The organism is Mycolicibacterium grossiae (assembly GCF_008329645.1).
Classification (GTDB): Bacteria; Actinomycetota; Actinomycetes; order Mycobacteriales; family Mycobacteriaceae; genus Mycobacterium; species Mycobacterium grossiae.
This window is the reverse complement of the sequence record NZ_CP043474.1, coordinates 5,066,429-5,090,177: the sequence shown is the minus strand read 5'-3', so window position 1 is coordinate 5,090,177 and position 23,749 is coordinate 5,066,429. Positions and strand designations below refer to the sequence as shown.

Annotated in this window: 28 protein-coding genes and 1 pseudogene; 14 read left to right on the top strand and 15 right to left on the bottom strand. The window is 70.2% G+C overall.

Annotated features, from left to right (window positions below; all coding sequences use genetic code 11):
• Positions 1-11 precede the first annotated feature (11 nt).
• From FZ046_RS24370 to FZ046_RS24355, 4 genes are read right to left on the bottom strand one after another with little or no spacing between them, the layout of a single operon-like run.
• The gene (locus FZ046_RS24370; protein ID WP_070353835.1) at positions 12-785 is read right to left on the bottom strand and encodes a hypothetical protein; all 774 of its coding nucleotides are present in this window, start codon (positions 783-785) and stop codon (positions 12-14) included.
• Complete coding sequence (locus FZ046_RS24365; protein ID WP_070353878.1) at positions 782-1,687, bottom strand: NAD-dependent epimerase/dehydratase family protein; 906 nt, start codon at positions 1,685-1,687, stop codon at positions 782-784. Before FZ046_RS24365 ends, FZ046_RS24370 begins: the two co-directional genes overlap by 4 nt.
• A gap of 26 nt (positions 1,688-1,713) precedes the next feature.
• Entirely contained in the window at positions 1,714-2,496 is a 783-nt protein-coding gene (locus FZ046_RS24360) for an emopamil-binding protein (protein WP_070353836.1), read from the bottom strand.
• 2 nt (positions 2,497-2,498) lie between these two features.
• Positions 2,499-3,953, bottom strand: coding sequence for an aldehyde dehydrogenase (locus FZ046_RS24355; protein ID WP_070353837.1), 1,455 nt, complete (start codon positions 3,951-3,953; stop codon positions 2,499-2,501).
• A gap of 166 nt (positions 3,954-4,119) precedes the next feature.
• On the opposite strand from FZ046_RS24355, the gene FZ046_RS24350 reads away from it, so the two are divergent.
• The 13 genes from FZ046_RS24350 (at position 4,120) to FZ046_RS24290 (ending at position 14,228) form a co-directional block, all read left to right on the top strand.
• Positions 4,120-5,385: an aromatic ring-hydroxylating oxygenase subunit alpha gene (locus FZ046_RS24350; protein WP_070353879.1), complete on the top strand. Its 1,266-nt coding sequence runs from the start codon at positions 4,120-4,122 to the stop codon at positions 5,383-5,385.
• Between the two features lie 5 nt (positions 5,386-5,390).
• Complete coding sequence (locus tag FZ046_RS24345) at positions 5,391-5,732, top strand: hypothetical protein (RefSeq protein WP_070353838.1); 342 nt, start codon at positions 5,391-5,393, stop codon at positions 5,730-5,732.
• Complete coding sequence (locus tag FZ046_RS24340) at positions 5,729-6,994, top strand: metal-dependent hydrolase family protein (RefSeq protein WP_070353839.1); 1,266 nt, start codon at positions 5,729-5,731, stop codon at positions 6,992-6,994. Before FZ046_RS24345 ends, FZ046_RS24340 begins: the two co-directional genes overlap by 4 nt.
• A 33-nt stretch (positions 6,995-7,027) precedes the next feature.
• A complete protein-coding gene (locus FZ046_RS24335; protein WP_070353880.1) occupies positions 7,028-7,480 on the top strand; it encodes a MarR family winged helix-turn-helix transcriptional regulator in 453 nt (150 codons plus the stop codon).
• A gap of 68 nt (positions 7,481-7,548) precedes the next feature.
• The gene (locus FZ046_RS24330; protein WP_070353840.1) at positions 7,549-8,577 is read left to right on the top strand and encodes a ferredoxin--NADP reductase; all 1,029 of its coding nucleotides are present in this window, start codon (positions 7,549-7,551) and stop codon (positions 8,575-8,577) included.
• Between the two features lie 54 nt (positions 8,578-8,631).
• Positions 8,632-9,336, top strand: coding sequence for an SDR family NAD(P)-dependent oxidoreductase (locus tag FZ046_RS24325; protein ID WP_070353881.1), 705 nt, complete (start codon positions 8,632-8,634; stop codon positions 9,334-9,336).
• Positions 9,337-9,369: 33 nt separating this feature from the next.
• A complete protein-coding gene (locus FZ046_RS24320) occupies positions 9,370-10,641 on the top strand; it encodes an aromatic ring-hydroxylating oxygenase subunit alpha (protein ID WP_070353841.1) in 1,272 nt (423 codons plus the stop codon).
• A gap of 2 nt (positions 10,642-10,643) precedes the next feature.
• The gene (locus tag FZ046_RS24315) at positions 10,644-10,973 is read left to right on the top strand and encodes a hypothetical protein (RefSeq protein ID WP_070353882.1); all 330 of its coding nucleotides are present in this window, start codon (positions 10,644-10,646) and stop codon (positions 10,971-10,973) included.
• A 34-nt stretch (positions 10,974-11,007) separates the two neighbouring features.
• Positions 11,008-11,853 carry a TauD/TfdA dioxygenase family protein gene (locus tag FZ046_RS24310; RefSeq protein ID WP_070353842.1) on the top strand — a complete coding sequence of 282 codons (846 nt, stop codon included), beginning with the start codon at positions 11,008-11,010 and terminating at the stop codon, positions 11,851-11,853.
• The gene (locus FZ046_RS24305) at positions 11,854-12,384 is read left to right on the top strand and encodes a carboxymuconolactone decarboxylase family protein (protein WP_070353843.1); all 531 of its coding nucleotides are present in this window, start codon (positions 11,854-11,856) and stop codon (positions 12,382-12,384) included. It abuts the gene before it with no gap.
• A gap of 80 nt (positions 12,385-12,464) precedes the next feature.
• Entirely contained in the window at positions 12,465-13,739 is a 1,275-nt protein-coding gene (locus FZ046_RS24300; protein WP_070353844.1) for a cytochrome P450, read from the top strand.
• A complete protein-coding gene (locus FZ046_RS24295) occupies positions 13,736-13,927 on the top strand; it encodes a ferredoxin (protein ID WP_070353845.1) in 192 nt (63 codons plus the stop codon). Before FZ046_RS24300 ends, FZ046_RS24295 begins: the two co-directional genes overlap by 4 nt.
• Positions 13,928-13,940: 13 nt before the next feature.
• A complete protein-coding gene (locus tag FZ046_RS24290) occupies positions 13,941-14,228 on the top strand; it encodes a DUF1330 domain-containing protein (RefSeq protein WP_070353846.1) in 288 nt (95 codons plus the stop codon).
• A gap of 64 nt (positions 14,229-14,292) precedes the next feature.
• Here the strand turns inward: FZ046_RS24290 and FZ046_RS24285 are convergent.
• From FZ046_RS24285 to FZ046_RS24245, 9 genes and pseudogenes are all read right to left on the bottom strand, one after another.
• A pseudogene (locus tag FZ046_RS24285) lies at positions 14,293-14,685 on the bottom strand (hypothetical protein); the annotation flags it as partial.
• Positions 14,686-14,689: 4 nt separating this feature from the next.
• A complete protein-coding gene (locus FZ046_RS24280; protein WP_070353847.1) occupies positions 14,690-14,890 on the bottom strand; it encodes a ferredoxin in 201 nt (66 codons plus the stop codon).
• A complete protein-coding gene (locus FZ046_RS24275) occupies positions 14,887-16,089 on the bottom strand; it encodes a cytochrome P450 (protein ID WP_070353848.1) in 1,203 nt (400 codons plus the stop codon). The genes FZ046_RS24280 and FZ046_RS24275 overlap by 4 nt, the downstream gene beginning before the upstream one ends.
• A 116-nt stretch (positions 16,090-16,205) precedes the next feature.
• On the bottom strand, positions 16,206-16,967 hold the full coding sequence (locus FZ046_RS24270; RefSeq protein WP_070353884.1) for an NAD(P)-dependent oxidoreductase: 762 nt from the start codon (positions 16,965-16,967) through the stop codon (positions 16,206-16,208).
• Positions 16,968-16,993: 26 nt separating this feature from the next.
• Positions 16,994-17,812: an NAD(P)-dependent oxidoreductase gene (locus tag FZ046_RS24265; protein WP_070353883.1), complete on the bottom strand. Its 819-nt coding sequence runs from the start codon at positions 17,810-17,812 to the stop codon at positions 16,994-16,996.
• On the bottom strand, positions 17,812-18,690 hold the full coding sequence (locus FZ046_RS24260) for an alpha/beta hydrolase (protein ID WP_070353849.1): 879 nt from the start codon (positions 18,688-18,690) through the stop codon (positions 17,812-17,814). The genes FZ046_RS24265 and FZ046_RS24260 overlap by 1 nt, the downstream gene beginning before the upstream one ends.
• On the bottom strand, positions 18,687-20,351 hold the full coding sequence (locus tag FZ046_RS24255) for a thiolase C-terminal domain-containing protein (RefSeq protein ID WP_070353850.1): 1,665 nt from the start codon (positions 20,349-20,351) through the stop codon (positions 18,687-18,689). The genes FZ046_RS24260 and FZ046_RS24255 overlap by 4 nt, the downstream gene beginning before the upstream one ends.
• A gap of 1 nt (position 20,352) precedes the next feature.
• Positions 20,353-20,595 carry a ferredoxin gene (locus tag FZ046_RS24250; RefSeq protein WP_070353885.1) on the bottom strand — a complete coding sequence of 81 codons (243 nt, stop codon included), beginning with the start codon at positions 20,593-20,595 and terminating at the stop codon, positions 20,353-20,355.
• Between the two features lie 8 nt (positions 20,596-20,603).
• Entirely contained in the window at positions 20,604-21,905 is a 1,302-nt protein-coding gene (locus tag FZ046_RS24245; RefSeq protein ID WP_246182850.1) for an NADH-ubiquinone oxidoreductase-F iron-sulfur binding region domain-containing protein, read from the bottom strand.
• A gap of 36 nt (positions 21,906-21,941) precedes the next feature.
• Here FZ046_RS24245 and FZ046_RS24240 point away from each other — a divergent pair, with 36 nt between their 5' ends.
• Complete coding sequence (locus FZ046_RS24240) at positions 21,942-22,424, top strand: hypothetical protein (protein WP_070353851.1); 483 nt, start codon at positions 21,942-21,944, stop codon at positions 22,422-22,424.
• A 7-nt stretch (positions 22,425-22,431) separates the two neighbouring features.
• Here FZ046_RS24240 and FZ046_RS24235 read toward each other — a convergent pair whose 3' ends face one another.
• Both FZ046_RS24235 and FZ046_RS24230 read right to left on the bottom strand, forming a co-directional pair.
• Positions 22,432-23,256, bottom strand: a complete 825-nt coding sequence (locus tag FZ046_RS24235; RefSeq protein ID WP_125939732.1) for an alpha/beta fold hydrolase — start codon at positions 23,254-23,256, stop codon at positions 22,432-22,434.
• A gap of 76 nt (positions 23,257-23,332) precedes the next feature.
• On the bottom strand, positions 23,333-23,746 hold the full coding sequence (locus FZ046_RS24230; RefSeq protein ID WP_070353853.1) for a Rieske (2Fe-2S) protein: 414 nt from the start codon (positions 23,744-23,746) through the stop codon (positions 23,333-23,335).
• Positions 23,747-23,749: the final 3 nt, after the last annotated feature.

The window sequence follows — 23,749 nt, the reverse complement described above, 5'->3', positions numbered from 1 at the left end:
GCGCCTCCGGCTCAGGGCACATGACGACTCCACTCGTGCGGTACCACCGGGTGGAACGGGGCCGCGAACAGCGGAGCCGTGCCGGTCTCGGCGGTGTGCCGGTCGAGGACCGGTGCCAGCCGCGCGGCCACGGCAACTGGGTCGTCGTCGAGGAAGCAGTACGCGAGGTGCCGGCCGGCCGGGGCGCTGGCGAGACGGGCCGGCACGGCGCGCGTCGTCGCCGACCACACGCCGATCACACCGTCGACCTCCAGCAGCGCTGCGGCGGGCAGGGATTCGAGACCCAGGATCAAGAAGGCGCCGCGTACCGGCCACCAGGGGAGCACGTCGGCACCGATCCTGGCGCGGCCCGCCGCGGCCTTGGCGGCGACGTCGTACACCCCGCGTTCGACCGGTGGCAGCAGGGCGAGCTTGCGGCCGGCCGCGCCGAGCGCGGCGGACAGGTCGAGGAACGGCTGCATCCCCGACGGATCGGTGAAGAAGTACGTCATGACGTGGTCGACGGCGTCGAAGCGCGCATCCCCGGCGAGCCGGGCGGCACGGCACTCGGGCGTCGACACCAGTCGCAGCGACGCGCGCACCGCAGTCAGGCGGTGCTGTTCGGGCCGGTGGTCGAGCGTGTGCCACCGCAGGTACTCCGCATCGCGCCCCTGCGGGTGCCGGGTCGCCATGGACACGAAGAGCGTCGTGACGTCGCCCCGGCCCGCGGCCAGGACGTCGGGAACGTCGTCGGACGGCGTGCCCGGCAGCTCCGTGCCCGGCAGCTCCGTGGGCGACGCCGTCATCGCTGCCCGCCGACGAGTTCGGGATGCCGGGCCGCCACCATCCGGCGGAACCCCTCGCGCCAGGGCACGGCGGTGCGGCCCAGGACCTCGTGCATGTGGGTGACGTCCGGCCACAGCGGGGTGTGCGCGGTGTCGGTGTACTCGAAGATCGGCTCGATGCCGACGAGTTCGCCGAGATAGGCGCAGTACTCCTCGACGCTCACGGTTTCGCTGCCTGCCCAGTTGACGACCTCGGGCGGCGTGCTCGCGATCTCCATGGCGCGGATGCCGAACGCGACGTAGTCGTCCTCGTAGATCGGGTGGTAGTTGTTCGGTCGATCGGGATGCAGCCGGATCGGGCGGCGGGCGAGGATCGCCTCGAGCCGGTCGGCGGGCGCGCCGCCCTCGGGGCCGTAGGTCGAGCAGATGCGAATGATGCTCAGCGGCACGCCGAAGCGGTTGGCGATCCAGGTGCACACCGCTTCGGCGGCGACCTTCGAGAAGCTGTAGTTGGAGCGCAGCGGGACGCCGGGTGGATCCGACTCGGCCAGCGGGCGCCTTCCCTGGTAGCCGTAGACCGAACCGGTGCTGCACAGCACGAAGCCCTTCGCCGCGCGGCAGTGGTACAGCAGGTCTCCGGATCGCTGGGCGTTGGTCTCGACGCACCGCGTCCAGTCGTCGAGCCCCGGATCGACCGCGGCGTGGAAGACGTAATCGACGTCGGCGGGCACGCCGGACAGGTCGCCGTCGGCGAGATCGAGTGGCAGCGGACGGATTCCGGCGTCCTCGAGCCGTGCGCGGTCCGCGGGGTCGCGCAACCGCGCCGCCCCCCACACCTCGTGGCGACCCGCCAGCGCACGGGCGATCGGAAAGGCGATCTTGCCGGTCGCGCCGGTGACGAGGATCTTCTGGCCGTCGAGCATCGTGCTCCCCTTCTCGTGCGTGACCGTCACGCCGTCGTGACGTCGTCCTGGCGTGGACCGGCGCGGCGGGTGAGGTGATCGATCTGCAGGTGGGTGGCGTAGAGCACCAGGGGCGGAAGCACGATGAACGGGACGTTCTCGCCGATGAACTTGAACCACAAGCCGAACGCGCCCTGGCCGATGTTGGCGAAGCCGGCGCCGACCTCGGCGAGGAAGTAGACCGCGGTGCTGCTCATCAACACCGCGACGCCGGCGAACGCCACCCAGAGGCACCGGATGCGGGACTCCAGCGGCAGTTCGGGTGTGATGAGCCGCGACCACGCGACGAAGACCGTCACGCCGGTCAGCACGCCGACCACCTCGAGGGCGAAGATCCACGGATTGCCGCTGACGTAGCGGGTGTCGGCGAGTGCGTACTGCCACCACAACCACTTCCAGCCCGGGTCGTCGGTGGGCGCCCACAGGCCCAGCGGGTGGCCGACGAGGAACACGAGTTCGTAGCCGATCTGGCTGCCGGCCGTGTAGGGCAGGTAGAACAGCGTCAGCTCGGATGCCTTGTCCAGCTTCGTCCGCCGCTCACCCGGCGCGTCCCAGAGGATCACCAGCGGGAGCAACAGGACCGGGATGCCGAACAGCAGGTTGGCCACGACGTCGGCGGTGAACGTCGGCTCCACCAGACCGGTGGCCACGCCGATGGTCATGAACAGGAACACCGCGAACGTGAACACCGCCGTGCCCAAGTAGATGCGGGCGCGGTGCGGCGCCCACGGCCGGGCCGCGGTGGGTTCGGGATTGCGGACGGTCGTCATGTCTAGGCGCTCCTTCTCGGTGCCACGGCGATCGATTTGGTGTCGGTGTAGCCGTCGATGCCCTCACGGCCCAGTTCGCGGCCGTACCCGCTGGCCTTGACTCCGCCGAACGGGGCGAACGGATCCATGGTGTAGCCCTGGTTGACGCCGAAGGTTCCGGTATGGATGGCCGCGGCGACGGCGAGGCCGCGGTCGTCGTCGTCGGTCCACACCGATCCGGCCAGGCCGTAGTCGGAGTCGTTGGCGATGCGGACGGCATCCTCGGTGTCGGCGTAGGGGAGCACCGCGAGGACCGGGCCGAAGATCTCCTCGCGCGCGATGGCCATCGCGTTGTCGACCCGGTCGAACAGCGTCGGCCGGACGTACCAGCCGCGGTCGACGCCGTCGGGCATGCCCGTCCCGCCGGTCACCAGACGTGCGCCGTCGGCGCTGCCCTGCTCGATGTACCCGGTGACCCGCTCCTGTTGACGTCGAGCGACCAGGGGCCCCAGCTGCGTCGCCGGGTCGGTGGGATCGCCCACGGTCAGTGCGTCCATCTCCGCGGCGAGCGCCGCGGTAAACACGTCGGCCCGGGTCCGCGGAACGAGGATGCGCGTCAACGCATTGCAGATCTGGCCGCTGTTGGACAGGCTGGCGGCGCGGACGCCGGTGGCGACGGTCGCGGGGTCGGCGTCGTCGAGCACGATCGCGGCGGACTTGCCGCCGAGTTCCAGGCTGACGCGCCGCAGGTCGCCCGCGCACGCCGTGGCGACGGCGCGGCCCGCCGCGGTGGAGCCGGTGAACGACACCTTGTCGACGCCGCGATGGCCCACCAGTGCCTCGCCGACCGTGACGCCGCCGGGCAGCACGCTGACCACGCCGTCCGGCAGCCCCACCTCGTCGAGGATCTCGGCGAGCAGCTGTGCGTCCAGCGGTGACTCGGGCGCGGGCTTGAGCACGACGGCGCACCCCGCGAGCAGCGCGGGGACGAGCTTGGTGATCGTGAGGAACTGCGGCATGTTCCACGGCACGATCGCGGCCACCACGCCCACCGGCTCGCGTCGCACGTGCACGTCGGCGCCATAGCGGCCGGCGCGCGTCTCCCGCCACGGGTGATCCTCGGCGAGGTCGCAGAAGGCCTCGATCATCGAGCACGGCAGGGCCACCTGCGCGCGCCGAGCGAACGAGATGGGGGCACCGATCGAAGCGGTGATGGTCTGCGCCATCTCCTCTCGCCGGGCGCCGTAGGCGGACGCGAGCCGCCGGAGGGTGGCGATGCGCTCCGCCGGCGGAGTGTGCGGCCACGGGCCCCCATCGATGGCCGCGCGGGCGGCGGTGACGGCGGCGTCGACGTCGGCGGGCCCGGCGGCCGCGACGCGGGCGACGGCGTCCTCGGTGTGCGGGGAGACGACCTCGATGTGGCCGTCGGTGCTCGGTGAGCGCCACCGTCCACCGATGTACAGCTCGTCGACGTGCACTCCGCGAGACCTCCGGCTCAATATCAACTACTTGCGATTGCTCGGCGAAGCATATACCGTCGGCCGTGCCGGCTCCTCCGAAATGGCGAAACGTCAGCTGCGCGTGTTCGATCCGACGCGGTTCGCGAGTGGCGGCAGCAGGGTTCCCACCCACCAGGAGGCGACGATGGCCCGATTCCCGAAACCGCCCGAGGGCAGCTGGACCGAGCACTATCCCGAACTCGGCACGGCACCGGTGTCCTACGAGGACTCGATCGACCCGGAGTTCTACGAGGTCGAGCGCAGAGCCGTGTTCCGGCGGGCATGGCTCAACGTCGGCCGCGTGGAGCGCATCCCGCGCAAGGGCAGCTACTTCACCAAGGAGCTGAAGGTCGTCAACACCTCGATCATCGTCGTGCGCACGACGAGCGGGGAGATCAAGACCTTCCACAACATCTGCCGGCACCGCGGCAACAAGCTGGTGTGGAACGACATGCCGCTGGAGGAGACCAGCGGCGTCTGCCGACAGTTCACCTGCAAGTACCACGCCTGGCGCTACGACCTCGACGGCAACCTGACCTTCGTGCAGCAGGAAGGCGAGTTCTTCGACCTGGACAAGAGCCGCTACGGCCTCGTCGAGGTGCACTGCGACGTCTGGGAGGGCTTCGTATTCGTCAACTTCGCCGCCGAACCCGAGCAGTCCCTGCGCGACTTCCTGGGACCCATGATCACGAATCTCGAGGGCTATCCCTTCGAACGCATGACCTCGCGCTGGCATTACCAGTCCGAGGTCAAGGCCAATTGGAAGCTCTACATGGACGCGTTCCAGGAGTTCTACCACGCACCGGTACTGCATGCGAACCAGTCGCCGACCGCGTACTCGAAGGCCGCCGCCGAGGCAGGGTTCGAAGCGCCGCACTACCGCATCGAGGGGCCACACCGCCTGGTGAGCACCTCCGGAGTGCGGGCCTGGGAGATGGCCGACGAGATGCGCAAGCCCATCGAAGACATCTGCCGCAGTGGACTGTTCGGTCCGTGGGACGCCCAGGACCTCGGCGCGATGCCCGCCGGTCTCAACCCGGCGAAATGCGAGCCGTGGGGGCTCGATTCGTTTCAGCTCTTCCCGAACTTCGTCATCCTGTTCTGGGGCCAGGGGTGGTACCTCACGTATCACTACTGGCCGACGTCGCACAACACGCACGTCTTCGAGGGCACGGTCTACTTCCCGGAGCCGCGCACCCCGCGCGAGCGCATCGCTCAGGAGTTGGCGGCGGTGTCGTTCAAGGAGTACGGCCTGCAGGACGCGAACACCCTCGAGGCGACGCAGAGCATGATCGAGTCGCGGGTGCTCGACGACTTCGTGCTGTGCGACCAGGAAGTGCTCATCCGGCACTTGCACTCCGAGACTGCCGCCTGGGTGGCGGACTACCGTCGCAAGACAGTCGAGGTGTGAGGGCGATGACCGTCAGCCAGACGTCGCTGCTGCCCGTCGAATTCGCCGATCTGGAGCGCTTCTCCGACTGGTGCCTGGGCTCGGAGGGGGAGCGCTACGCCAAGCGGCTCGCCACCTCCATGCGCGAGATGCAGGCGTTCTACGACGCCATCACGCCGCGGGCCGAGGAGGCGATCGCCTTCTGTGACAAGTTTCCCCTCGACGACCTGCCCGAGGACGTGCTCAACCTGATGCACCTGCTCTACTCGATGATCATGGTGTCCTTCCCCGTCGAGTGCTGGAAGCAGCCGCGGGTACCGGATTCCGGTGCGACGTCCTTGAATTGCGACTCCGAGCCGGTGCCGTGACCGTCACCGTCCTGCGTGCGGCCCGCTGGGCCGACGTCGAGGCCGGCGTGGTGCGCTCGCCCGCCGTGCTGGTGATCGAGGGCAACCGCATCACGGCGGTCAACCCCGCCGTGGAGCCGGCGGAGGCGGCGCAGGTCCACGATCTCGGCGACGTGACGTTGCTGCCGGGTCTGATGGACATGGAACTGAACCTGCTCATCGGCGGTCCGGGCGGTCCCGAGGGCCTGCCGAGCCCGATGCACGGCGTGCAGGACGATCCGGCCTACCGCACGCTGCGCGGCGCCGTGAATGCCCGCACCACGCTCGATGCCGGGTTCACCACCGTGCGGAATCTCGGTCTCATGGTCAAGACTGGGGGGTACCTGCTCGACGTCGCGCTCATGCGCGCGATCGACCAGGGCTGGCACGTCGGCCCGCGGATCTTCCCGGCCGGCCATGCCGTGACGCCCTACGGCGGGCACCTCGACCCGACGGTGTTCCAGCGCCTTGCGCCGGGCATCATGCCGCTGTCGGTGGCCGAGGGCATCGCGAACGGCATCGACGAGGTGCGCGCCTGCGTGCGGTACCAGGTGCGGCACGGCGCGAAGCTGATCAAGGTGTCGGCCTCCGGCGGCGTCATGTCGCACAGCACGGCCCCCGGCGCCCAGCAGTACTCCGACGACGAGTTCGCCGCGATCGCCGACGAGGCCCACCGCGCCGGCGTCCGGGTGGCCGCGCACGCCGTGGGAGACAGCGCCATTCGCGCCTGCATTCGCGCCGGCATCGACTGCATCGAACACGGCTTCCTCGCCAGTGACGACACCATCCAGATGATGGTCGACCACGGGACGTTCCTGGTGTCGACGACGTACCTCACCGAGGCGATGGCCGTCGACCGCATCGCACCCGAGTTGCGCCGCAAGGCCGAGGACGTCTTTCCGCGTGCCCAAGCCATGCTGCCCAAGGCCATCGCCGCAGGCGTGCGAATCGCCTGCGGCACCGATGCTCCCGCGGTTCCGCACGGCCAGAACGCCAAGGAGCTGATCGCGCTGGTGTCCCGCGGCATGACGCCGATGGAGGCGATCCGGGCGGCGACCGTCACGAGCGCCGACCTCATCGACGTCGCCGACGAACTGGGCCGCCTCGCACCGGGATTCCTCGCCGACGTGATCGCGGTGCCGGGAGACCCGTCGGCGGACGTCGCGGCCCTGCTCGACGTGCGCTTCGTCATGAAGGACGGAGTGATCCACCGCGGCGGTACGGGCGGTTTTGCGGGCGGTTAACGTCTAGGCATGGGCGAGCGCGACGCGGTGGGCATCGAACTGACCGACAACATCCTGTGGCTGCTCAAGCAGGCGTTCTACTTCTCGCTGACGTCGGTCAATGACGCGGTCAGCGGTCACGGCGTCAGCACCGCGCAGATCGGCGTGCTGCGGCAACTGTCGAATCAACCGGGTCTCTCGGGCGCCGAACTCGCCCGTCGCCTGCTGATCAGTCCGCAGGGCGTGCAGTTGGCGCTGACCGCCCTGGAGAAGCGCGGGCTCGTGGAGCGCAGGCAGGATCCGCAGCACGGTCGCATCCTGCAGGCGTTCCTCACCGAGCAGGGCCGCGACGTCGCCGCAGCGGTGGTCCACGACGCCGTCGCCGCGCACGACAAGGTGTTCGGCGTGCTGAGCGCCGCCGAGCAGAAGACGCTGCGTGAACTGCTCGGCCGCGTCGTCGAGCAGGGCACCGGGCATCAGCTCTACGCCGACCACGTCGAGGGCTGACGTCGATCGCGGGAGAAAAGGCGTCAACTACTTGAGATTAATGACAAGTACTTGATAACATTGCGACGATGGCTGCTTCGACGACCGACGGATTCACGCCACTGCGCATCGCGCGGGTGGTGCGCGAGACCTCCGATGCCGTCTCGCTGGTGCTCGACGTGCCCGCGGAGTGCTCACACCGGTACCGCTACGAGGCCGGCCAGTTCCTGACGCTGCGCGTGCGGATCGACGGCCACGATCTGCGGCGCTGTTACTCGATGTCCTCGGCGCCGGTCGACGGCGAACTGCGGATCACCGTGAAGCGCGACCCCGGTGGCGTGGTGTCGAACTGGCTCAACGACTCCGCACGCGCGGGCGACGAGCTGCATGCGGCACCGCCGGAGGGACGGTTCGTCCTGCGCGGCGACCTCAGTGGCGCCACCGAGGTCGTCGCCTTCGCCGGCGGCAGTGGGATCACGCCGATCATGTCGCTGGCCCGTGCCGCGCTCGCCGACCCGGGCCGCCGGGTTCGGCTGTTCTACGCCAACAGGTCCCGCGAGTCGGTGATCTTCGCCGACCCGTTGGCCGAACTCGCCGCGCGCCACGCCGACCGGCTCGTCCTCGAGCACCACTACGACGCCGAGGTCGGCGTCGTCACCCCCGAAGCCATCGAGTCCTTCATCGCGCCTGCCGGCGACGCGCACTACTACGTCTGCGGTCCGACGCCGTTCATGGACGCCGTCGAACGCACCCTGCTGGCCGCCGGCGTGAAGGAATCGCGGGTGCACCTCGAACGATTCACGGTCGCGACAGCGGCCGACGACGCCGACGCGGTGTCCGCCGCGACCGAGGAGGTCGTCATCGACCTCGACCGCCGGACCACCCGCGCCGAGTACCGGGTGGGGGACACGCTGCTGCAGACCGCCCGCATGGCCGGTCTGCGCGCGCCGGCGTCGTGCGAAACCGGTTCGTGCGGAACGTGCATGGCCCGCGTGGTGGAAGGCACCGCGCGCATGCTCAACAACGACGCGCTGGACGACGACGAGGTGGCCGAGGGCTGGGTGCTCACCTGCCAGACGCTGCCGACCAGTCGTGCGGTGCACGTGGTCTACGAGTAGGAGGCGTCGGTGGGAACGACACGGGTGGCGGTGGTGACGGGCGGTGCCTCCGGCATGGGGGAGGCGACGTGCCACGAGCTGGGCAGGCGCGGCCACCCGGTGGCCGTACTGGACCTCGACGGCGCTGCCGCGCAACGGGTGACCGAGGATCTGCGCGCCGAGGGCGTCACCGCGCTCGGGGTCGCGGCGGACGTCAGCGACCGTGGGGCCGTCGAGGAGGCCTTCGCGAAGGTTCGCACCGAGCTGGGGCCGGTGCACGTGCTGGTGACGAGTGCCGGCCTGGTCGACTTCGCCCCCTTCGTCGACATCTCCCTCGCGTCCTGGCAGAAGCTCATCGACGTCAATCTCACCGGCACGTTCCACTGCGCGCAGGTGGCGATCCCCGACATGCTCGCCGCCGGGTGGGGCCGCATCGTGATGATCTCGTCGTCGAGTGCCCAGCGCGGCTCGCCGGGCATGGCGCACTACGCCGCGTCCAAGGGGGCGCTGCTGTCCCTGACCCGCTCGCTGGCCCGCGAATACGGATCGTCGGGCATCACCGTCAACAACATCCCGCCGTCGGGCATCGAGACGCCGATGCAGCACCAGTCGCAGGCCGCCGGGCATCTGCCGCCGAACGAGCAGATGGCGGCCAGCATCCCGCTCGGCCGCCTCGGCACCGGCGCCGACATCGCCGCGGCCGTCGGGTTCCTGTGCTCCGAGGAGGCCGGCTTCATCACCGGGCAGACCCTCGGCGTCAACGGCGGGGCCGTGATGTGACGACGAATACCGCACCAGGACTGGGAGGTTCGCATGGCTAAGTGGCCGAAGCCCGCCGAGGGCAGCTGGACGGAACACTATCCGGATCTCGGCACCGGCCCGGTGTCGTTCCGCGACTCCACCTCCCCCGAGTTCTACGCACTCGAACGGGAGGCGGTGTTCAAGCGGGCATGGCTCAACGTCGCCCGCGTCGAGGAGTTGCCGCGCGTCGGGAGCTACCTGACCAAGGAGGTCGAGGCGGCCAACACCTCGGTGATCGTCGTGCGCGGACGCGATCAGCGGATCCGAGCGTTCCACAACATCTGCCGCCACCGCGGAAACAAGCTGGCGTGGAACGACTTCCCCGGCGTCGAGGTCAAGGGCACCTGCCGGCAGTTCACCTGCAAGTACCACGGGTGGCGCTACGGCCTCGACGGCGGGCTGACCTTCGTGCAGCAACCCGGAGAGTTCTTCGGCCTCGACGAGAAGCAGTACGGTCTTAAGCCGGTGCAGTGCGACGTCTGGAACGGCTTCGTGTTCATCAACTTCGACGACGAGCCCCGGTGGTCGCTGCGCGACTTCCTCGGGCCGATGATCACCGCGCTCGACGACTACCCGTTCGGGGACATGACCGAGCGCTATGACTTCGTCGCCCACAACGACAGCAACTGGAAGATCTTCGCCGACGCCTTCCAGGAGTACTACCACGTGCCGTCGCTGCACAGTCAACAGGTGCCGACCGAGGTGCGCCAGCCCAATGCGACGTTCGAGTGCGGGCACTTCCAGATCGACGGGCCGCACCGGCTGGTGTCCACGGCGGGCACCCGGCGCTGGCTGCTCGCCGACGAGTTCATGTATCCCGTCGAACGCGTCACCCGCAGTGGGCTCGTCGGCCCCTGGCGCACCCCCGAGACGCACTTCTCGGCCGGTCTGAATCCGGGCGGCATCGAACCGTGGGGCATCACGAACTTCCAGATCTTCCCCAACCTGGAGATCCTGATCTACCACGGCTGGTACCTGCTCTACCGCTACTGGCCCACGTCGCACAACACTCATCGGTTCGAGGCCTACAACGCCTTTCATCCGGCCCGCACGGTGCGCGAGCGGATCGAACACGAGGTGGCGTCGGTGGTGTTGAAGGAGTTCGCGCTGCAGGACGCCGGCATGCTCAGTGGTACGCAGGCGGCGCTGGAGTACGGACTCGACGAACCCATCGTCGACGACTACCCGCTGAGCGACCAGGAGATCCTGGTCCGCCACCTGCATGACGTGGCCGTCGAGTGGGTCACCGAATACCAGCGCGAGCGCCGACCGGTGGAGGTGTGACGGTGAGCCGACTGCCCAGCGCCTTCGCCGAGTACGAGCGATTCGCCGAGAAGTGGTGTCTGGCCACCGAACCCGAGCGGTGGGAGGCTCGCCTCGCCACGTCGATGCCCGAACTGCACGACTTCTACGACGCGTTCACGCCGCGGTTCGAAGAGGCCATCGACTACTGCGACAAGTACCCGCTCGATGGCCTGCCCGACGACGCGCTCAACCTGCTGCACCTCGTCTACTCGATGATCATGGTCTCGATGGCCATCGAGGTGTTCGGCACGCAGAAGCCGGCCGACTCGGCCGACGCCGTCATCGACCGCATCAGCGCACCCGTGCCGTGAGCGCTCCCGCGACCCCCCGAGGAAGGACCACCCCATGGCCCTGTTGACCATCACCGCGCTCACCGACTCGGTGGGCGCCGAGGTGACCGGCGTCGATCCCGAGCGGCTGGCGGCCGACGACTCGCTGGCCCGGTCCGTGCTCGACGCGCTCGAGGACACCGGCGTCCTCGTCTTCCCGCGCCTCGGGCTGAAACCCGAAGCGCAGGTGGCGTTCTGCCGTCGGCTCGGTGCGATCGACCACTCGTCCGACGGCCATCACCCGGTGCCCGGCATCTATCCCGTGACGCTCGACCAGGCGAAGAATTCCTCGGCTGCCTACCTGCGGGCGACGTTCGACTGGCACATCGACGGCTGTACCCCGCTGCACGACGAGTGCCCGCAGAAGGCCACCGTGCTGTCGGCCAAGCAGGTCGCCACCCGGGGTGGCGAGACCGAGTTCGCCAACTCCTACGCCGCGTACGAGGCGTTCAGTGACGAGGAGAAGGAGCGCTACGGCGCACTGCGGGTGGTGCACTCGCTAGAGGCGTCGCAGCGGCGGGTGAATGCCGACCCGTCGCCCGAGGAGTTGGCGCGCTGGCGCTCCCGTCCCACCCACGAACACCCGCTGGTGTGGACGCACCGCAGCGGGCGCCGGTCGCTGGTGCTGGGTGCGTCGGCCGACCACGTCGTCGGCATGGACCTCGACGAGGGCCGGGCGCTGCTCGCCGAACTGCTCGACCGCGCCACCGCGCCGCACCTGGTGTACCGGCACCGTTGGTCGGTGGGGGACACCGTCATTTGGGACAACAACGGCGTGCTGCACCGGGCGGCGCCCTACGACCCGGACTCGCCGCGGGAGATGTTGCGCACCACGGTGCTCGGCGACGAACCGATTCAGTAGATGTCGCGGATCACGCCGCTGCCGGACGAGCAGTGGGACTCGGCGGTGCGCGAGGCGCTGAGCCCCCTGCTGCCCGCCGACCGGGCCAATCCCCGCGACGCCGGCACGCTGCTGGCGACGCTGCTGCGGCACGAGTCGCTGACGCAGGCCTACCTGCACTTCAACGCGCACCTGCTGTTGCGGTCGACGCTGACGCCGCGGGTGCGCGAAGTGGCGATCCTGCGGGCGGCGCTGCACCGCGAGTCGGAGTACCTGTGGGACCACCACGTGCCGCTGGCACGGCGCGTCGGGCTCACCGACGCGGAGATCGCCGCGGTGCGGGCGGGCGGCGGCGCCGACCTCGAGGACGTCGACCTGCTGGTCGTCGCGGCCGCCGACGAACTCGACACCCGCAACACTCTGTCTGCGTCGACGTGGGCCGCGCTGAGCGACTACTTCGACGAGCGGCAGCGCATGGACCTGGTGTTCACCGTGGGGGCGTACCACCTGCTGGCGCTGGCGGTGAACGCCTTCGGCATCGACGGTCGTTGACGCGCTACGGCCGGTATGAAAATGTGATAGCCAAAGATGAGAATCATATTCTCACTGACTCACCGTCGAACGGAGCTGGCATGTCGGAGGACCTCACCACGGTCGACTTCTTCCGGGACGGGCGGCTCACCGACGACCCGTACCGCTTCTACGAGGCGCTGCGCACCAAGTGCCCCGTCGCCCGCGAGGACCACTACGGCGTCACCATGGTGACCGGCTGGCAGGAGGCCGTCGACGTCTACAACGACGCCGAGACCTTCTCGTCGTGCATCTCGGTCACCGGGCCCTTCCCGGGCTTCCCCGTCCCGCTCGAGGGGGACGACGTCACCGACCTCATCGTCGAGCACCGCGACGAGATCCCGTTCTCCGACCAGCTGCCCACGCTCGACCCGCCGACGCACACCAACCACCGGGCGCTGCTCATGCGCCTCATCACGCCCAAGCGCCTCAAGGAGAACGAGGACGCGATGTGGCAGATCGCCGACGACATCCTCGACGGCTTCCTGGCGCCCGGCGGCGGCGAGTTCATCTCCGGCTTCGCGGCGCCCTTCACGCTGCGCATCATCGCCGACCTCCTCGGCGTGCCGGAGGAGGACCGCCCCGAGCTGCTCGAGCGGCTGGCGCGCGGCACCCACGGCAGTGCCGTCGGCAACGCGGACAAGACGATGAACAAGACGCCGCTGGAGTACCTCTACGAGGTGTTCGCCACCTACGTCGAGGAACGCCGCACCGAGCCCCGCGACGACGTGCTGACGGGGTTGGCCACCGCCAGCTTCCCGGACGGCACGGTGCCGGAGGTGGCCGACGTCGTCCGCGTCGCCACCAACGTGTTCTCCGCCGGCCAGGAGACCACGGTCCGGCTGCTGAGCACGGCGTTGAAGGTGATCGGCGACCGGCCCGACGTGCAGCGGCGGCTGCGCGAGGACCGCAGCCTGCTGCCGAACTTCATCGAGGAGTGCCTGCGCATCGAGAGCCCGGTCAAGGGCGACTTCCGGCTCTCGCGCGTCCCCACCACCGTCGGCGACCAGACCCTCGGCGCCGGGACCACGGTCATGGTGATCAACGGTGCGGCCAACCGGGATCCGCGGCGGTTCGAGAACCCCGATGACTTCGATCCCGACCGCAAGAACGCCCGGCAACACCTCGCGTTCGGTCGCGGCATCCACAGCTGCCCGGGGGCGCCGCTGGCCCGCGCCGAGACGCGCGTCGGCCTCGAGCGACTCTTGGACCGCACCACCGACATCCGCATCAGCGAGGAGCACCACGGGTCCGCCGGCGACCGCCGGTACGACTACATCCCCACCTACATCCTGCGCGGGCTGACCCAGCTGCACCTGGAGTTCGACGCGCGATGAGGGTGGTCGTCGACGAGGACCGGTGCGCCGGTCACGGTATGTGCCTGACGCTGTGCCCCGAGGTGTTCGACATGACCGACGACGGCTGGGCGGTCGCCGTGCCCTCCGAAGTACCCGTCGACCTCGAAGCCGCTGCGCGCGAGGCGATTCAGAACTGCCCGGAACGGGCGATCAGCGAAGCCGACTGAGGAGGAGACCGCAGTGCCCAAGGCGTACATCGTGATCACCGAGGACGTGCACGACCCCGAGAAGTTCGCCGAGTACGGCAAGCTCGCCGGCAAGGCGATGGCGGGCGCCACCCTGCTGGCCTTCGATCCGTCGCCCCAGCCGCTGGAAGGCGATTGGCACGGCCCGCAGACCGTGATCCTGGAGTTCGAGTCCCCGGACGCCGCGCGGGCCTGGTACGAGTCCGACCAGTACCAGGAGGCCGCCAAGATCCGACAGTCGGCCGCCCACTGCACCGGCGCCCTCGTGACGGGCCTCGGCTAGCTGCCTCGCGTGTGCGCCGCCCGGTCTGCGCCGGAATGACATTCCGTGTGACGAAGCGGGCCGTTCAAGCACTCTGATTGCCGGTTCGGCGCTGAGCCCACGCTCGAGCGACACGGCGCAGGACGTCGGCCGGCCGATCACCGGCGATGACCTCGACGTGCAGCCATCCTCGGTCGGTGACCTCGCGCAGCCGCCGGACGTCCCAGGTCCACTGGTCGCGGTCCGTCCGGTGCTGCTCGCCGTCGTACTCCACCGCGATCTTCACGTCGTCGTCCCAACCCATGTCCAGATAGGCGAAGGCGCGGCCGGCGTCGTCGGACACCGGAATCTGCGTCCGCGGCCGCGGATAGCCGGCGTCGATGAGCAACAGTCGCAACCACGTCTCCTTCGGTGACTGCGCTCCACCGTCCATCAGGTCGATCACTTCGCGCAGACGTCGAATACCGCGTGCGCCCTTGCAGCTAGGCGTCGACGATGGCGATCGCCTGGCGGGGGCACTGCCGGACGGATTCGCGAACCTGCTGCTCGTTGTCCGGGGTGACCTCGTCGGTGAGCACGTGCAGGTAGTCCTCGTCGTCGAGTTCGAAGACCTCCGGGATGATGCCCATGCAGACGCCGTTGCTCTCGCACAGGCCGAAGTCGACCTCAATGCGCTGGGTCACCGCAGCACCCGCACCGGAACGTGGTGGTAGCCCGCAACGTTCTGCATGGCCACGCGCTGCAGGCCGTCGAAGTCCACCTCGAAGCGCGGCATGAAGTCGAGCAGGTGCTCCAGCGCGATTGCCGTCTCGAGGCGGGCCAGTGCCGCGCCGAGGCAGCTGTGAATTCCGTACCCCAGCCCGAGGTTCTGTGCCTCGGTGCGGTCGCGGGTGATGTCGAAGGTCTCGGCGTCGGTGAACGCACGCGGATCGCGGTTCGCCGACGCCTTCATCAGGAACACCGGCTTGTGCGCGGGCACGGTGCCGCTGGGCAGCTCGGCCTCCTTGAGCGTGTAGCGCACGTTGTACTGCACCGGCCCGACGTAGCGCAGCAGCTCCTCGACGGCCGCCGGGATCAGGCTGCGGTCGTCGAGCAGCAGCTGCCACTGCTCGGGGTGCCGGGCGAACTCGACCACGGCGCTGCCGACGAGCTTGGTGACCGTCTCGGCGCCGGCGCCGCCGAGCAGCACCGCGAAACCCGTGATCTCCAGGTCGTCGAGGCGACGCATCGCGCCGTCGGGGCCGGGGATCTCCGCGGCAATCAAGCGGCTGATCATGTCGTCCTGGGGACTCTCCCGACGTTCCTGGACCAGCCCGTAGTAGTACATCCCCGAGTCGATGTTCGCCTGCATGTTCCTGTCGGTCCACCCGATCTGCCCGGGCTGCCGTTCCAGGCTGACGTCGATCCAGTGCCGCACCTGCTGGCTGAATTCCTCGGGCACGCCGGCCATGCGGGTGATCACCTCGACCGGGAACGGCGCGGAGAAGTCCTGCACCACGTCGAAGTGGTCGGGATTCACCCGGCCGAGGTAGCGCTCGACGAGTTCGACGATCGTCTCGCGCTGAGACTGGATGGCGCGCGGGGTGAACGCCTTGTTCAGCAGGCTGCGCATGTGCCGGTGGTCCGGCGGGTCCATGAAGATGATCGACTTCTGCGGCCCCTCCTCGGAGCGCACCATCGCCAGATCGCAGCCGCGCGACGACGAGAACGACTCGTGGTCCTTCAGCGCGGCTGCGACGTCGGCGTGCCGGGTCAGGGCGTAGAAGTCCTCGCGCTCGTCGTAGTAGAGCGGCGCCTCGTCACGCATCCGCCGGTAGATCTCGTACGGATTGTCGAAGTATTCCTGCGATACGGGATCGAATTCCAGGCTCGGCTTGGTCACGAGGTCCTCCTCGGCGCGGAACGTCGTTACGCACGGCTGCAGTTCTGTAACGGGCACAGTATGCGACACGGTGTGGTGGAAAACAGCCGAATCGCCAACTCTCGCAGATTCGTTGATCACCCCGGCAGCGCGACGTCCACCAGGGGTTCGAGGGCGCCGAGATCACCGCCCAGCTCGGCCGCCGTCGCCCGGACCACCGCGACGTCCTTGCCGATGAACCCGCCGACGGCGGCGAGGAACGCGTCGGCCGACCCGGCACCGGCGACCATGCCGAGCGCCCGGCTCGCCGCACTGCCGTGCACCAGCGCCTCCAGCAGCGGCTTCTCGGCGATGCCGAGCCGCGCGCCGAGTCGGGCGCCCTCGGCCACCAGACCGATCTGCGCGGCGAACATCGCGTTGTTCACCAGCTTCACCAGTTGCCCGGCCCCGGTCGCACCGGCACGCAGGATGGGATCCGCGTAGGCGTCGAGCACCGGCCGTACGCGGGCGACCGCGTCGTCGGTGCCACCGACGAAGACCGTCACCCGGCCGGCGGCCACGTCGTGCGGCCCGCCGCTCACCGGCGCGTCGACGACGTCGACGTGGCCGAATCGCTGGGCGATCGCCTGCGCGGTCCGCGGGCTCCCGGTCGTGTGCAGCACCAGCACCGAGCCGGACGGCATCGCCGCCACCAGCTCACCGTCGAGGCAGACGTCGCGGACCTGATCGTCGGTGAACAGGCACACGACGACGGCGTCGGCGTCACGAGCGGCCTCCGCCAGTGCGCCGACGGGACGTGCGCCGAGGGACGCGACCTCGGCGCGCCGGGCCTCGGTGCGGCCGACGGCGCGCACGTCGTGACCGGCGTCGACCAGCCGTCGCACCATGGGTCTGCCCATGCGCCCGGCACCGACGACGCCGATCCTCACCTCGGATGGTCCATCGACTCCAGGGCCGTGTCGGCGGCCGTGAACACCGACCCCTGCGGGGCCGACGCGTCGTCGGCGAGCGCCGCGGCGTGCCGGACGTCCTTCTGCAGCAGCGCCCCGGCGATGGGCGCGAGGCCCTCGAGCGTGCCGCCGAACATCGAGATGCTGTTGACGGCCTTGCTCGTCGCCGAACCCCGCGCCAGCACCTGGCACAGCCGGTCGCGGGGCACGCCCAGCGCCTCGCCGAGGTCGAGCGTGCTCACCGCACTGCCGAGGTTGGCGCTGAACAGCAGGTTGTTCAGGATCTTGGTGACCTGCCCGCTGCCGAGCCCACCCAGGTGCACGACCGGGTCGGCGAACGTCGCGAACACCGGCCGGGCGCGCTCGACATCGGCCTCCTCACCGCCGGCCATCACCAGGAGGGTGCCCTCGGCCGCCGCAGGACCGCCGCCGCTCACGGGGGCGTCGATCACCGAAACACCGCACTGCGCGGCGAGTTCGGCGATCGCCCGACACGTGTCGGGATGCACGGTGCTGTGAATGGCGAGCAATCCGCCGCTCGCCATCCCGGCGAGCACCCCGTCCGGGCCGTCGAGCACCTGACGCACGTCGTCGTCGCCGACGACGCACAGGCACACCAGGTCGCTCGCGGCGCCGAGTTCGGCGGGCGTCGAGGCGACCTTCGCCGCGGTGTCCGCATAGGGTTCGACCGACGCCGCGCGTCGCGCCCACAGCGTCAATTCCCAACCGCCCTCGACGATCCGGCGGGCCATCGGCCCACCCTGGCTGCCCAACCCGATGAAACCGACGCGCATCACCCTGCCTCCCGTTCGTCGCTGCCGGATGCGCCGCGGGCCGTGCATTCGGCCACGAACGCGAGCACCCGCTGGTGGTAGACGCCGGCGGTGTGGCCGACGCTCAGGTTGTGGCCGCTGTCGGCCATCCGGTTGAGCCGCGTGAGAGGCGCGTCGACGAACGCCGCGAGCACCGCGTCGACGGCCTCCGGGGAGGCGTCCCACACGGCTTCGTGTTCGGCCACGCTGAACTGCACGGGCACCGTCACGCGGGCCGCGAGCGCCGGAAAGTCCTGCCTCGCCCAGCGCTCGGTGACGCGGCCCTCATAGCGCACGCCGGGCGCCGACAGCCTTCCGGTCAGCACCTCCGGCGGGTACCCCGCCACGGGTTGCCACAGCAGGTCGCGCAGTCCGGCCGGCCGCGACGTGACCGTCGCCTCGGCGAGGATCGGCACGGCGTCGGGGTGGTAGCGCAGGCCGGTGCCGGCCAGCTCGATGCCGACGACGTCCGCGCCGTGCGGGTCGAGCGCCATCCGCAGTGCCAGTTCGCATCCCGCCGAATGAGCCAGCAGGAACACCGGGACACCGGCCGTGTCGCCGAGCATCGTCCGCACCGCGCCCCACGCCAGCGCGGTCCGCCGGTCGGGGTCGGCCATCTCGTCGGCGTACAGCGCCGAGGCGCCGTAACCGGGCCGGTCCAGGGCGACCACGGTGAACCCCGCGGCCGGCGCCGTCCGCAGCAGCGAGAGGTCCGGGTGGCCCGGACAGTCGAAGTACGCCGACGACGTGGCGCCGCCGTGCACGGCGACGACGACGGCCCGCGGTGCCTCGGCCACACCGGTCAGCCCCGACATCGGCACGCCGTCGACGACGACGACGCGCGGCGTCGGCGCGGTCATCCCTCCGTCCGCATCAGGAGCACCCCGCTGGGCGTGAGACCGCCGCTGCTCGCCACCGCGACCTTCGCGTCGGCGACCTGCCGGTCACCCGCCTCGCCGCGCAACTGCACCACTGCCTCGTGGATGAGTCCCATGCCGTGCGTGCGACCGTGCGACAGCTGCCCGCCGTGGGTGTTGAGCGGGATGACGCCGTCCCGCGCGATGGCGGCGCCGCCGTCGAGGAAGTCCTTCGACTCGCCGATGCCGCAGAAGCCGAGAGCCTCCAGCCAGGACAGGCAGTTGAACGTGAACCCGTCGTACAGTTCGGCGACGTCGACGTCGTGCGGCCGCAACGACGTCCGGGTCCACAGGTGCGCCGCCTGGCCGAGCACCTGCGGCTCGTGGGTGAGCGTCGTCTGGTCCCAGTCGGTGCGTTCCACGATCTGCGTGCCGACGGCCTCGAAGAACACCGGCGGCTTGGGCATGTCGCGGGCGACGTCGGCGGCCGAGACGATCACGGCCACCGCGCCGTCGCACGGCACGTCGCAGTCGTAGAGCCCGAAGGGCGTGGTGATGAGCCGCGCCGACAGGTAGTCGTCCATCGACATCGGATCGCGGTAGATGGCGGTGGGGTTCAGCGCCGCGTTGGCCCGCTGGTTCAGCGCGATCCAGCCGAGCGTCTCGCGGGTGGTGCCGTAGCGGTCGAAGTGGCGTTGGGCGTTGAGCGCCAACGTGTGTGCCGCCGACGTCGCACCGAACGGCATCTGCCAGCTCGTGGTCCGCGACCCACCCGGCGGGGACATCCGGCCCTGCTTGAGCAGCTCGCCGAACGTCGCCTCCCACAGCGTCCGGAAGCACAGCACGTGCCGCGCCATCCCGGTGGCGACGGCCATCATGGCCGCGATCACCGACCCGCCGGGGCCGAAGGTGTCCATGCCGCCGTTGATCCACGTCGGACGCAGGCCCAGGACGCCTTCCAGTGCGGTGACGCCGCCCTCGCCCATTCCGGCCACGTCGAGGCCGGGGTAGGTGGAGAGACCGTCGATGTCGTCGAAGGTCAGGCCGGCGTCGGCGACGGCCGCCGTGCACGCCTCGATGGTCAGCTCCAGCGGCGGCGCCATCAGTCGGCGGCCCAGCCGCGACGCTCCGATGCCGGTGATCGCCGAGTGGTCCTCGAACTTCGACGTCGTCAGCGGCGCACGGACGTACGTGGCGACGTCCGGCGGCGCGATCTCGTCGGCGGGCAGCGCGCCGTGGCCCTCGTCCGGGTCACCGTCGGCGCACGGCCGGAACACCGGTAGGTGGACGTCGGCGACCTCCTGGAAGACCACCTCGACCGCCTGGCCGATCGTCAGGTCGTCCGGGTCGGCGTCCACGATGTTGGTCGTCAGGCGCACCCGCGGGTCCTCGGCCACCGCGACCTGCGCCACCACGTAGGGCGGCGGCAGGTCCGGAAAGCCGAACCGGTGATTGACCGTGAATGCCGACAGCGTCGCCTTGCCGGACACCGCGCGGACGCCGAGGTCGCGGCTGCGGCAGTAGCGGCAGATGGGCGCCGGCGGGTGGATCAGCGCCCGGCAGGTCCGGCATTCCTGGATGCGCAACCGGCCGTCGGCGCCGGAGGTCCAAAAGAATTCGTTCTGCGCGGTGAGCTGGGGTAGCGGACGGCCGGGGACGTCCACGTCAAATGCCCGCCGCCGCCGCGCCGTTGGCCCTCTTGGGGGTGCCGTCGGCCTCGACCTCCGCGATGGCGTGCACGGGGCAGTCGAGCAGCGCGCGCGTGACGGCCGGGCGATCGGCGTCGGGCACCGTGCCGTCTCCCTCGAGCGTGGCGTAGTCCCAGTCGTCGAGCGAGAAGTACGCCGGCGCGTGCCGGGCGCAGATCCCGAAGCCGTCGCACACCGTCCGGTCGAGTTTCACCCGCATCGGCTCGCTCACGCGATCGCCTCCACCTCGTAGGGCCGGGTGGCGCTGAAGGCGCTCGACCGGCAGGGGTCGCACGCACCGGAGAGGTGCTCGGCGACGAGATCGGGGAACTGGGCGAGCAGGCTCGCGGCGACGTTGGTGGCCGCGTCCAGCGTCGCGCACGCACCGCGACCGCGCAGCACCACCGACCAGCGACGCAGTCGCTCGAGGTCCTCGTCGGTCGCGGCACCGTCACGCAGGGCCGACGTCACCGCCGACATCGCCGCGGTGCCGTTGAAGCAGGACCCGCACTGGCCGGCGTTCTCCCGGTCGAAGTAGGCCATGACGGCGGCGGCGACGGCGACGGGGCAGTCCTCGGTGAGAATGGCCAGTGCCCCGCAGCCCAGCGCGCTGCCGACCGATCGCATGGTCTCGTGGTCCAGCGTGGCGTCCAGCACGGTGCGGTTGACGAGCCCGGCGAAGTAACCACCCATCAGGACGCCGTTGACCGCGTCGGGCGACACGCCGTGGTGCCGTACGACGTCGGTCACCGCGACGCCGTGCGGCAGTTCGTAGAGCGCCGGCGGCCGGCCACCCCCGGTGACCGTGGCGAGGAACGTGCCGGGGGAGTCCGACGTTCCGATCGCGCGGTACGCCTGTCCGCCGTCGCGATGGACGAACGGCAGATTGGCGAGCGTCTCGACGTTGCTCACCAGCGTGGGCAGTCCGTCGACGCCCACCTGGAACGGCCGCGGCGGCTTGTCGGTGGGCTTGGCCGGACCGCCGTTGACGGCGCGCACGGCCGCGCTCTCCTCGCCGGCGACGTAGCCCGCGGACACCGACACCACCCGGATCGACGGTTCCCCGGGCGGGACGTCGGCGAGTGCGGTCGCGACGGCGGCGGCGGCAGCCGGGTCGGACACGTACACGTAGGCCCGGTCCGCGCCGACGAGGGCGGCGGCGAGTCGGATGCCGTCGAGGACGAGGTGTGGCCGGTTGCGCAACAGCCACTTGTCCTTGACCGACGCCGGTTCGCCCTCCTCGCCGTTGGCGAGCAGCACGGTTCGCGCACCGGCCTGGTGCGCGGCGCGGACGGTACGGAGCTTGCGCGCCAGGGGGAACGCGGCGCCGCCGCGGCCGAGCAGACCGCTGCGGTCGACCTCGGCCAACAGGTGGTCGGGGTCGTCGAGCGGGAGGTAGCCGCCCGCCCCGACGTAATCGGCGTATCCCTCGACGCCCCCGGCGGTGTGGAGCAGGCGCGGCGCGAGTCCGGGCCACGCCGTGGTCGGGATGGCGTTGAGCGGAACGGAGGTCGGGATGGAGGTCGTCACGTGAGGTCCTTCCGGCCCGTGGATAGGCTGACGGGCATGAGAACGGCGGTGGTGCGCGTGGACGTCGATCCCTCCGCACGGCTGACGTCGGCACAGTTGACCGACGGCATGGCCACCCTGGCGCGATCGGCCGCCGACGCGGGCGCGGACGTGGTGGCGGCGGACCTCGGTGCGTTGCCCGCGGGCCGCAGGCAGGTCGAGGTCCTCATCGCCGGCGACGACGCCGAGGTGGTGACGCACCGCGCGGTCGCGTTGTGCCGCAAGGCGTTCGGGACCTTCGGGGTGGAACCGGCCGCCGGGGTCGTCACGTACGTCAGCCGCGGCACCGACCACGACGCGCGGGGCATCCTGGCCGGATTCGGCATCACGGGCGAGATCGAACGCGACGCCGACCCCGCGGGGTGGGACGTGGTCCGGGTGACGCTGCGCAGGGCCGACCTGGAGCGGATCGGCGAGAGCCGGGTGCACACGGCGTTGGAGGCCTCGCTCAACTGCGAGGTCCACATCCGCACGGTTTGAGGCATTCTCAGCCGTCCAGGAAGCTCAGGATGGCCGGGGCCGCCTGCACCCACGTGTCGAACATGTTGAATCGCTTGACCTTGCCCTGTGCGCGCTTCTCACTCGCGCGCTCCCAGGCGTCCTCCGGCCACGGCGGGTCGATCAGGGTGCTGCCCTTGATCAGACAGCTCACCTCCAACGAGGTCCGCTTCGGGTGGTCCAGATCGTTCTCGCCGCCGCGGATGATCAGCGTCGGTACCCGGATCTCGTCGAACATCTCGTCCTCGACGCCGGGAATGGTCTGCCCGGGCTTGGGGACGAAGGCGTTGAGCCAGCGCAACATCAGCTTGAGGAAGCGGTCGGGATCCTCGGACAGGATGCGCTGCTCGTTGTCGGCGTTCTCGGCGATCCGCTCGCGCCACTCACCGACCTGGGCGACGGCCGGCATGCCCGCGCCACGGACGGCCAGGATGCTTGGCACGATGTAGTAGGAGCCCAGCACGAACGAGCCGTACACGCCGCCGACGATGTTCCAGACCACCAGCTTGGTCACCTGCTCGGGATGCAGCATGGTGGTCAGCATCGAGTCGCGGGCGCCGCCGGAACCGCCCGCCAGGATGCAGGGCCCGATCTCGAGTGCGTCGATCAGTCGGCTCAGCGTCTCGGCGCGCATGTGGGATTCGCTCTGCCCGTAGAACTGCACGTCGGACTTGCCGCAGTTCGGCCGGTCCCACAGCAGCACCCGGTAGCCGCCCTCGACGAGCTTGCGCGCGAGCGGCTTCAGCCCGGGGATGTCCTTGCTGAACCGGCCACCGGGCGTGAGGACGATGACGTCGCCCTCCTTGCCCAGCATCTCGTAGACGACCTTGCCGCCGTTGATCTCGACGTGCTTGTTGGGCAACTCGACTCCACTTCCTCGGGGACGACCGTCAGGCCTGCACCAGGACGTCGTTGCCGACGACCCGGACCGGGTAGGTGCGGATGCTCCACTCCGGCTTCACCGCCGTGGTGCCGGTGGCGAGTTCGAATCCCCACTGGTGCCACGGGCAGTAGATGAACTCCATGTCGCGCACCATGACGGCGTCGCCCGGGACGCTCTCGTCGACGACGTTGCGGCCGCGGGCCCGGCCCGCGCACAGCGGCCCGCCCTCGTGCGGACAGTAGTTCGCGATGGCGTAGAAGGTGCCGTTGACGTTGTAGACGCCGACGCCGTGCCGACCGATCGGCACCAGTTTGTGTGTGCCCGGCGGGATTTCGTCGACGGTGGCGACGGCGTGTTCCCGGCCCTGTGCGAGTCGGGGCTCGCGCCCCGCTGCCAGCCCGGGCGTCTCGTTCTCGGCCATGGG

What these genes read in the sequence shown, in the direction of transcription:
- FZ046_RS24305 (WP_070353843.1), top strand. Translation starts at nt 11,854, where the DNA reads ATGTCGCGGATCACGCCGCTGCCGGACGAGCAGTGGGACTCGGCGGTG.
- FZ046_RS24260 (WP_070353849.1), bottom strand. Translation starts at nt 18,690, where the DNA reads ATGACCGCGCCGACGCCGCGCGTCGTCGTCGTCGACGGCGTGCCGATG.
- FZ046_RS24230 (WP_070353853.1), bottom strand. Translation starts at nt 23,746, where the DNA reads ATGGCCGAGAACGAGACGCCCGGGCTGGCAGCGGGGCGCGAGCCCCGA.
- FZ046_RS24345 (WP_070353838.1), top strand. Translation starts at nt 5,391, where the DNA reads ATGACCGTCAGCCAGACGTCGCTGCTGCCCGTCGAATTCGCCGATCTG.
- FZ046_RS24270 (WP_070353884.1), bottom strand. Translation starts at nt 16,967, where the DNA reads ATGGGCAGACCCATGGTGCGACGGCTGGTCGACGCCGGTCACGACGTG.
- FZ046_RS24310 (WP_070353842.1), top strand. Translation starts at nt 11,008, where the DNA reads ATGGCCCTGTTGACCATCACCGCGCTCACCGACTCGGTGGGCGCCGAG.
- FZ046_RS24370 (WP_070353835.1), bottom strand. Translation starts at nt 785, where the DNA reads ATGACGGCGTCGCCCACGGAGCTGCCGGGCACGGAGCTGCCGGGCACG.
- FZ046_RS24235 (WP_125939732.1), bottom strand. Translation starts at nt 23,256, where the DNA reads ATGCTGGGCAAGGAGGGCGACGTCATCGTCCTCACGCCCGGTGGCCGG.
- FZ046_RS24240 (WP_070353851.1), top strand. Translation starts at nt 21,942, where the DNA reads ATGAGAACGGCGGTGGTGCGCGTGGACGTCGATCCCTCCGCACGGCTG.
- FZ046_RS24300 (WP_070353844.1), top strand. Translation starts at nt 12,465, where the DNA reads ATGTCGGAGGACCTCACCACGGTCGACTTCTTCCGGGACGGGCGGCTC.
- FZ046_RS24360 (WP_070353836.1), bottom strand. Translation starts at nt 2,496, where the DNA reads ATGACGACCGTCCGCAATCCCGAACCCACCGCGGCCCGGCCGTGGGCG.
- FZ046_RS24295 (WP_070353845.1), top strand. Translation starts at nt 13,736, where the DNA reads ATGAGGGTGGTCGTCGACGAGGACCGGTGCGCCGGTCACGGTATGTGC.
- FZ046_RS24350 (WP_070353879.1), top strand. Translation starts at nt 4,120, where the DNA reads ATGGCCCGATTCCCGAAACCGCCCGAGGGCAGCTGGACCGAGCACTAT.
- FZ046_RS24365 (WP_070353878.1), bottom strand. Translation starts at nt 1,687, where the DNA reads ATGCTCGACGGCCAGAAGATCCTCGTCACCGGCGCGACCGGCAAGATC.
- FZ046_RS24265 (WP_070353883.1), bottom strand. Translation starts at nt 17,812, where the DNA reads ATGCGCGTCGGTTTCATCGGGTTGGGCAGCCAGGGTGGGCCGATGGCC.
- FZ046_RS24250 (WP_070353885.1), bottom strand. Translation starts at nt 20,595, where the DNA reads ATGCGGGTGAAACTCGACCGGACGGTGTGCGACGGCTTCGGGATCTGC.
- FZ046_RS24330 (WP_070353840.1), top strand. Translation starts at nt 7,549, where the DNA reads ATGGCTGCTTCGACGACCGACGGATTCACGCCACTGCGCATCGCGCGG.
- FZ046_RS24325 (WP_070353881.1), top strand. Translation starts at nt 8,632, where the DNA reads ATGGGGGAGGCGACGTGCCACGAGCTGGGCAGGCGCGGCCACCCGGTG.
- FZ046_RS24320 (WP_070353841.1), top strand. Translation starts at nt 9,370, where the DNA reads ATGGCTAAGTGGCCGAAGCCCGCCGAGGGCAGCTGGACGGAACACTAT.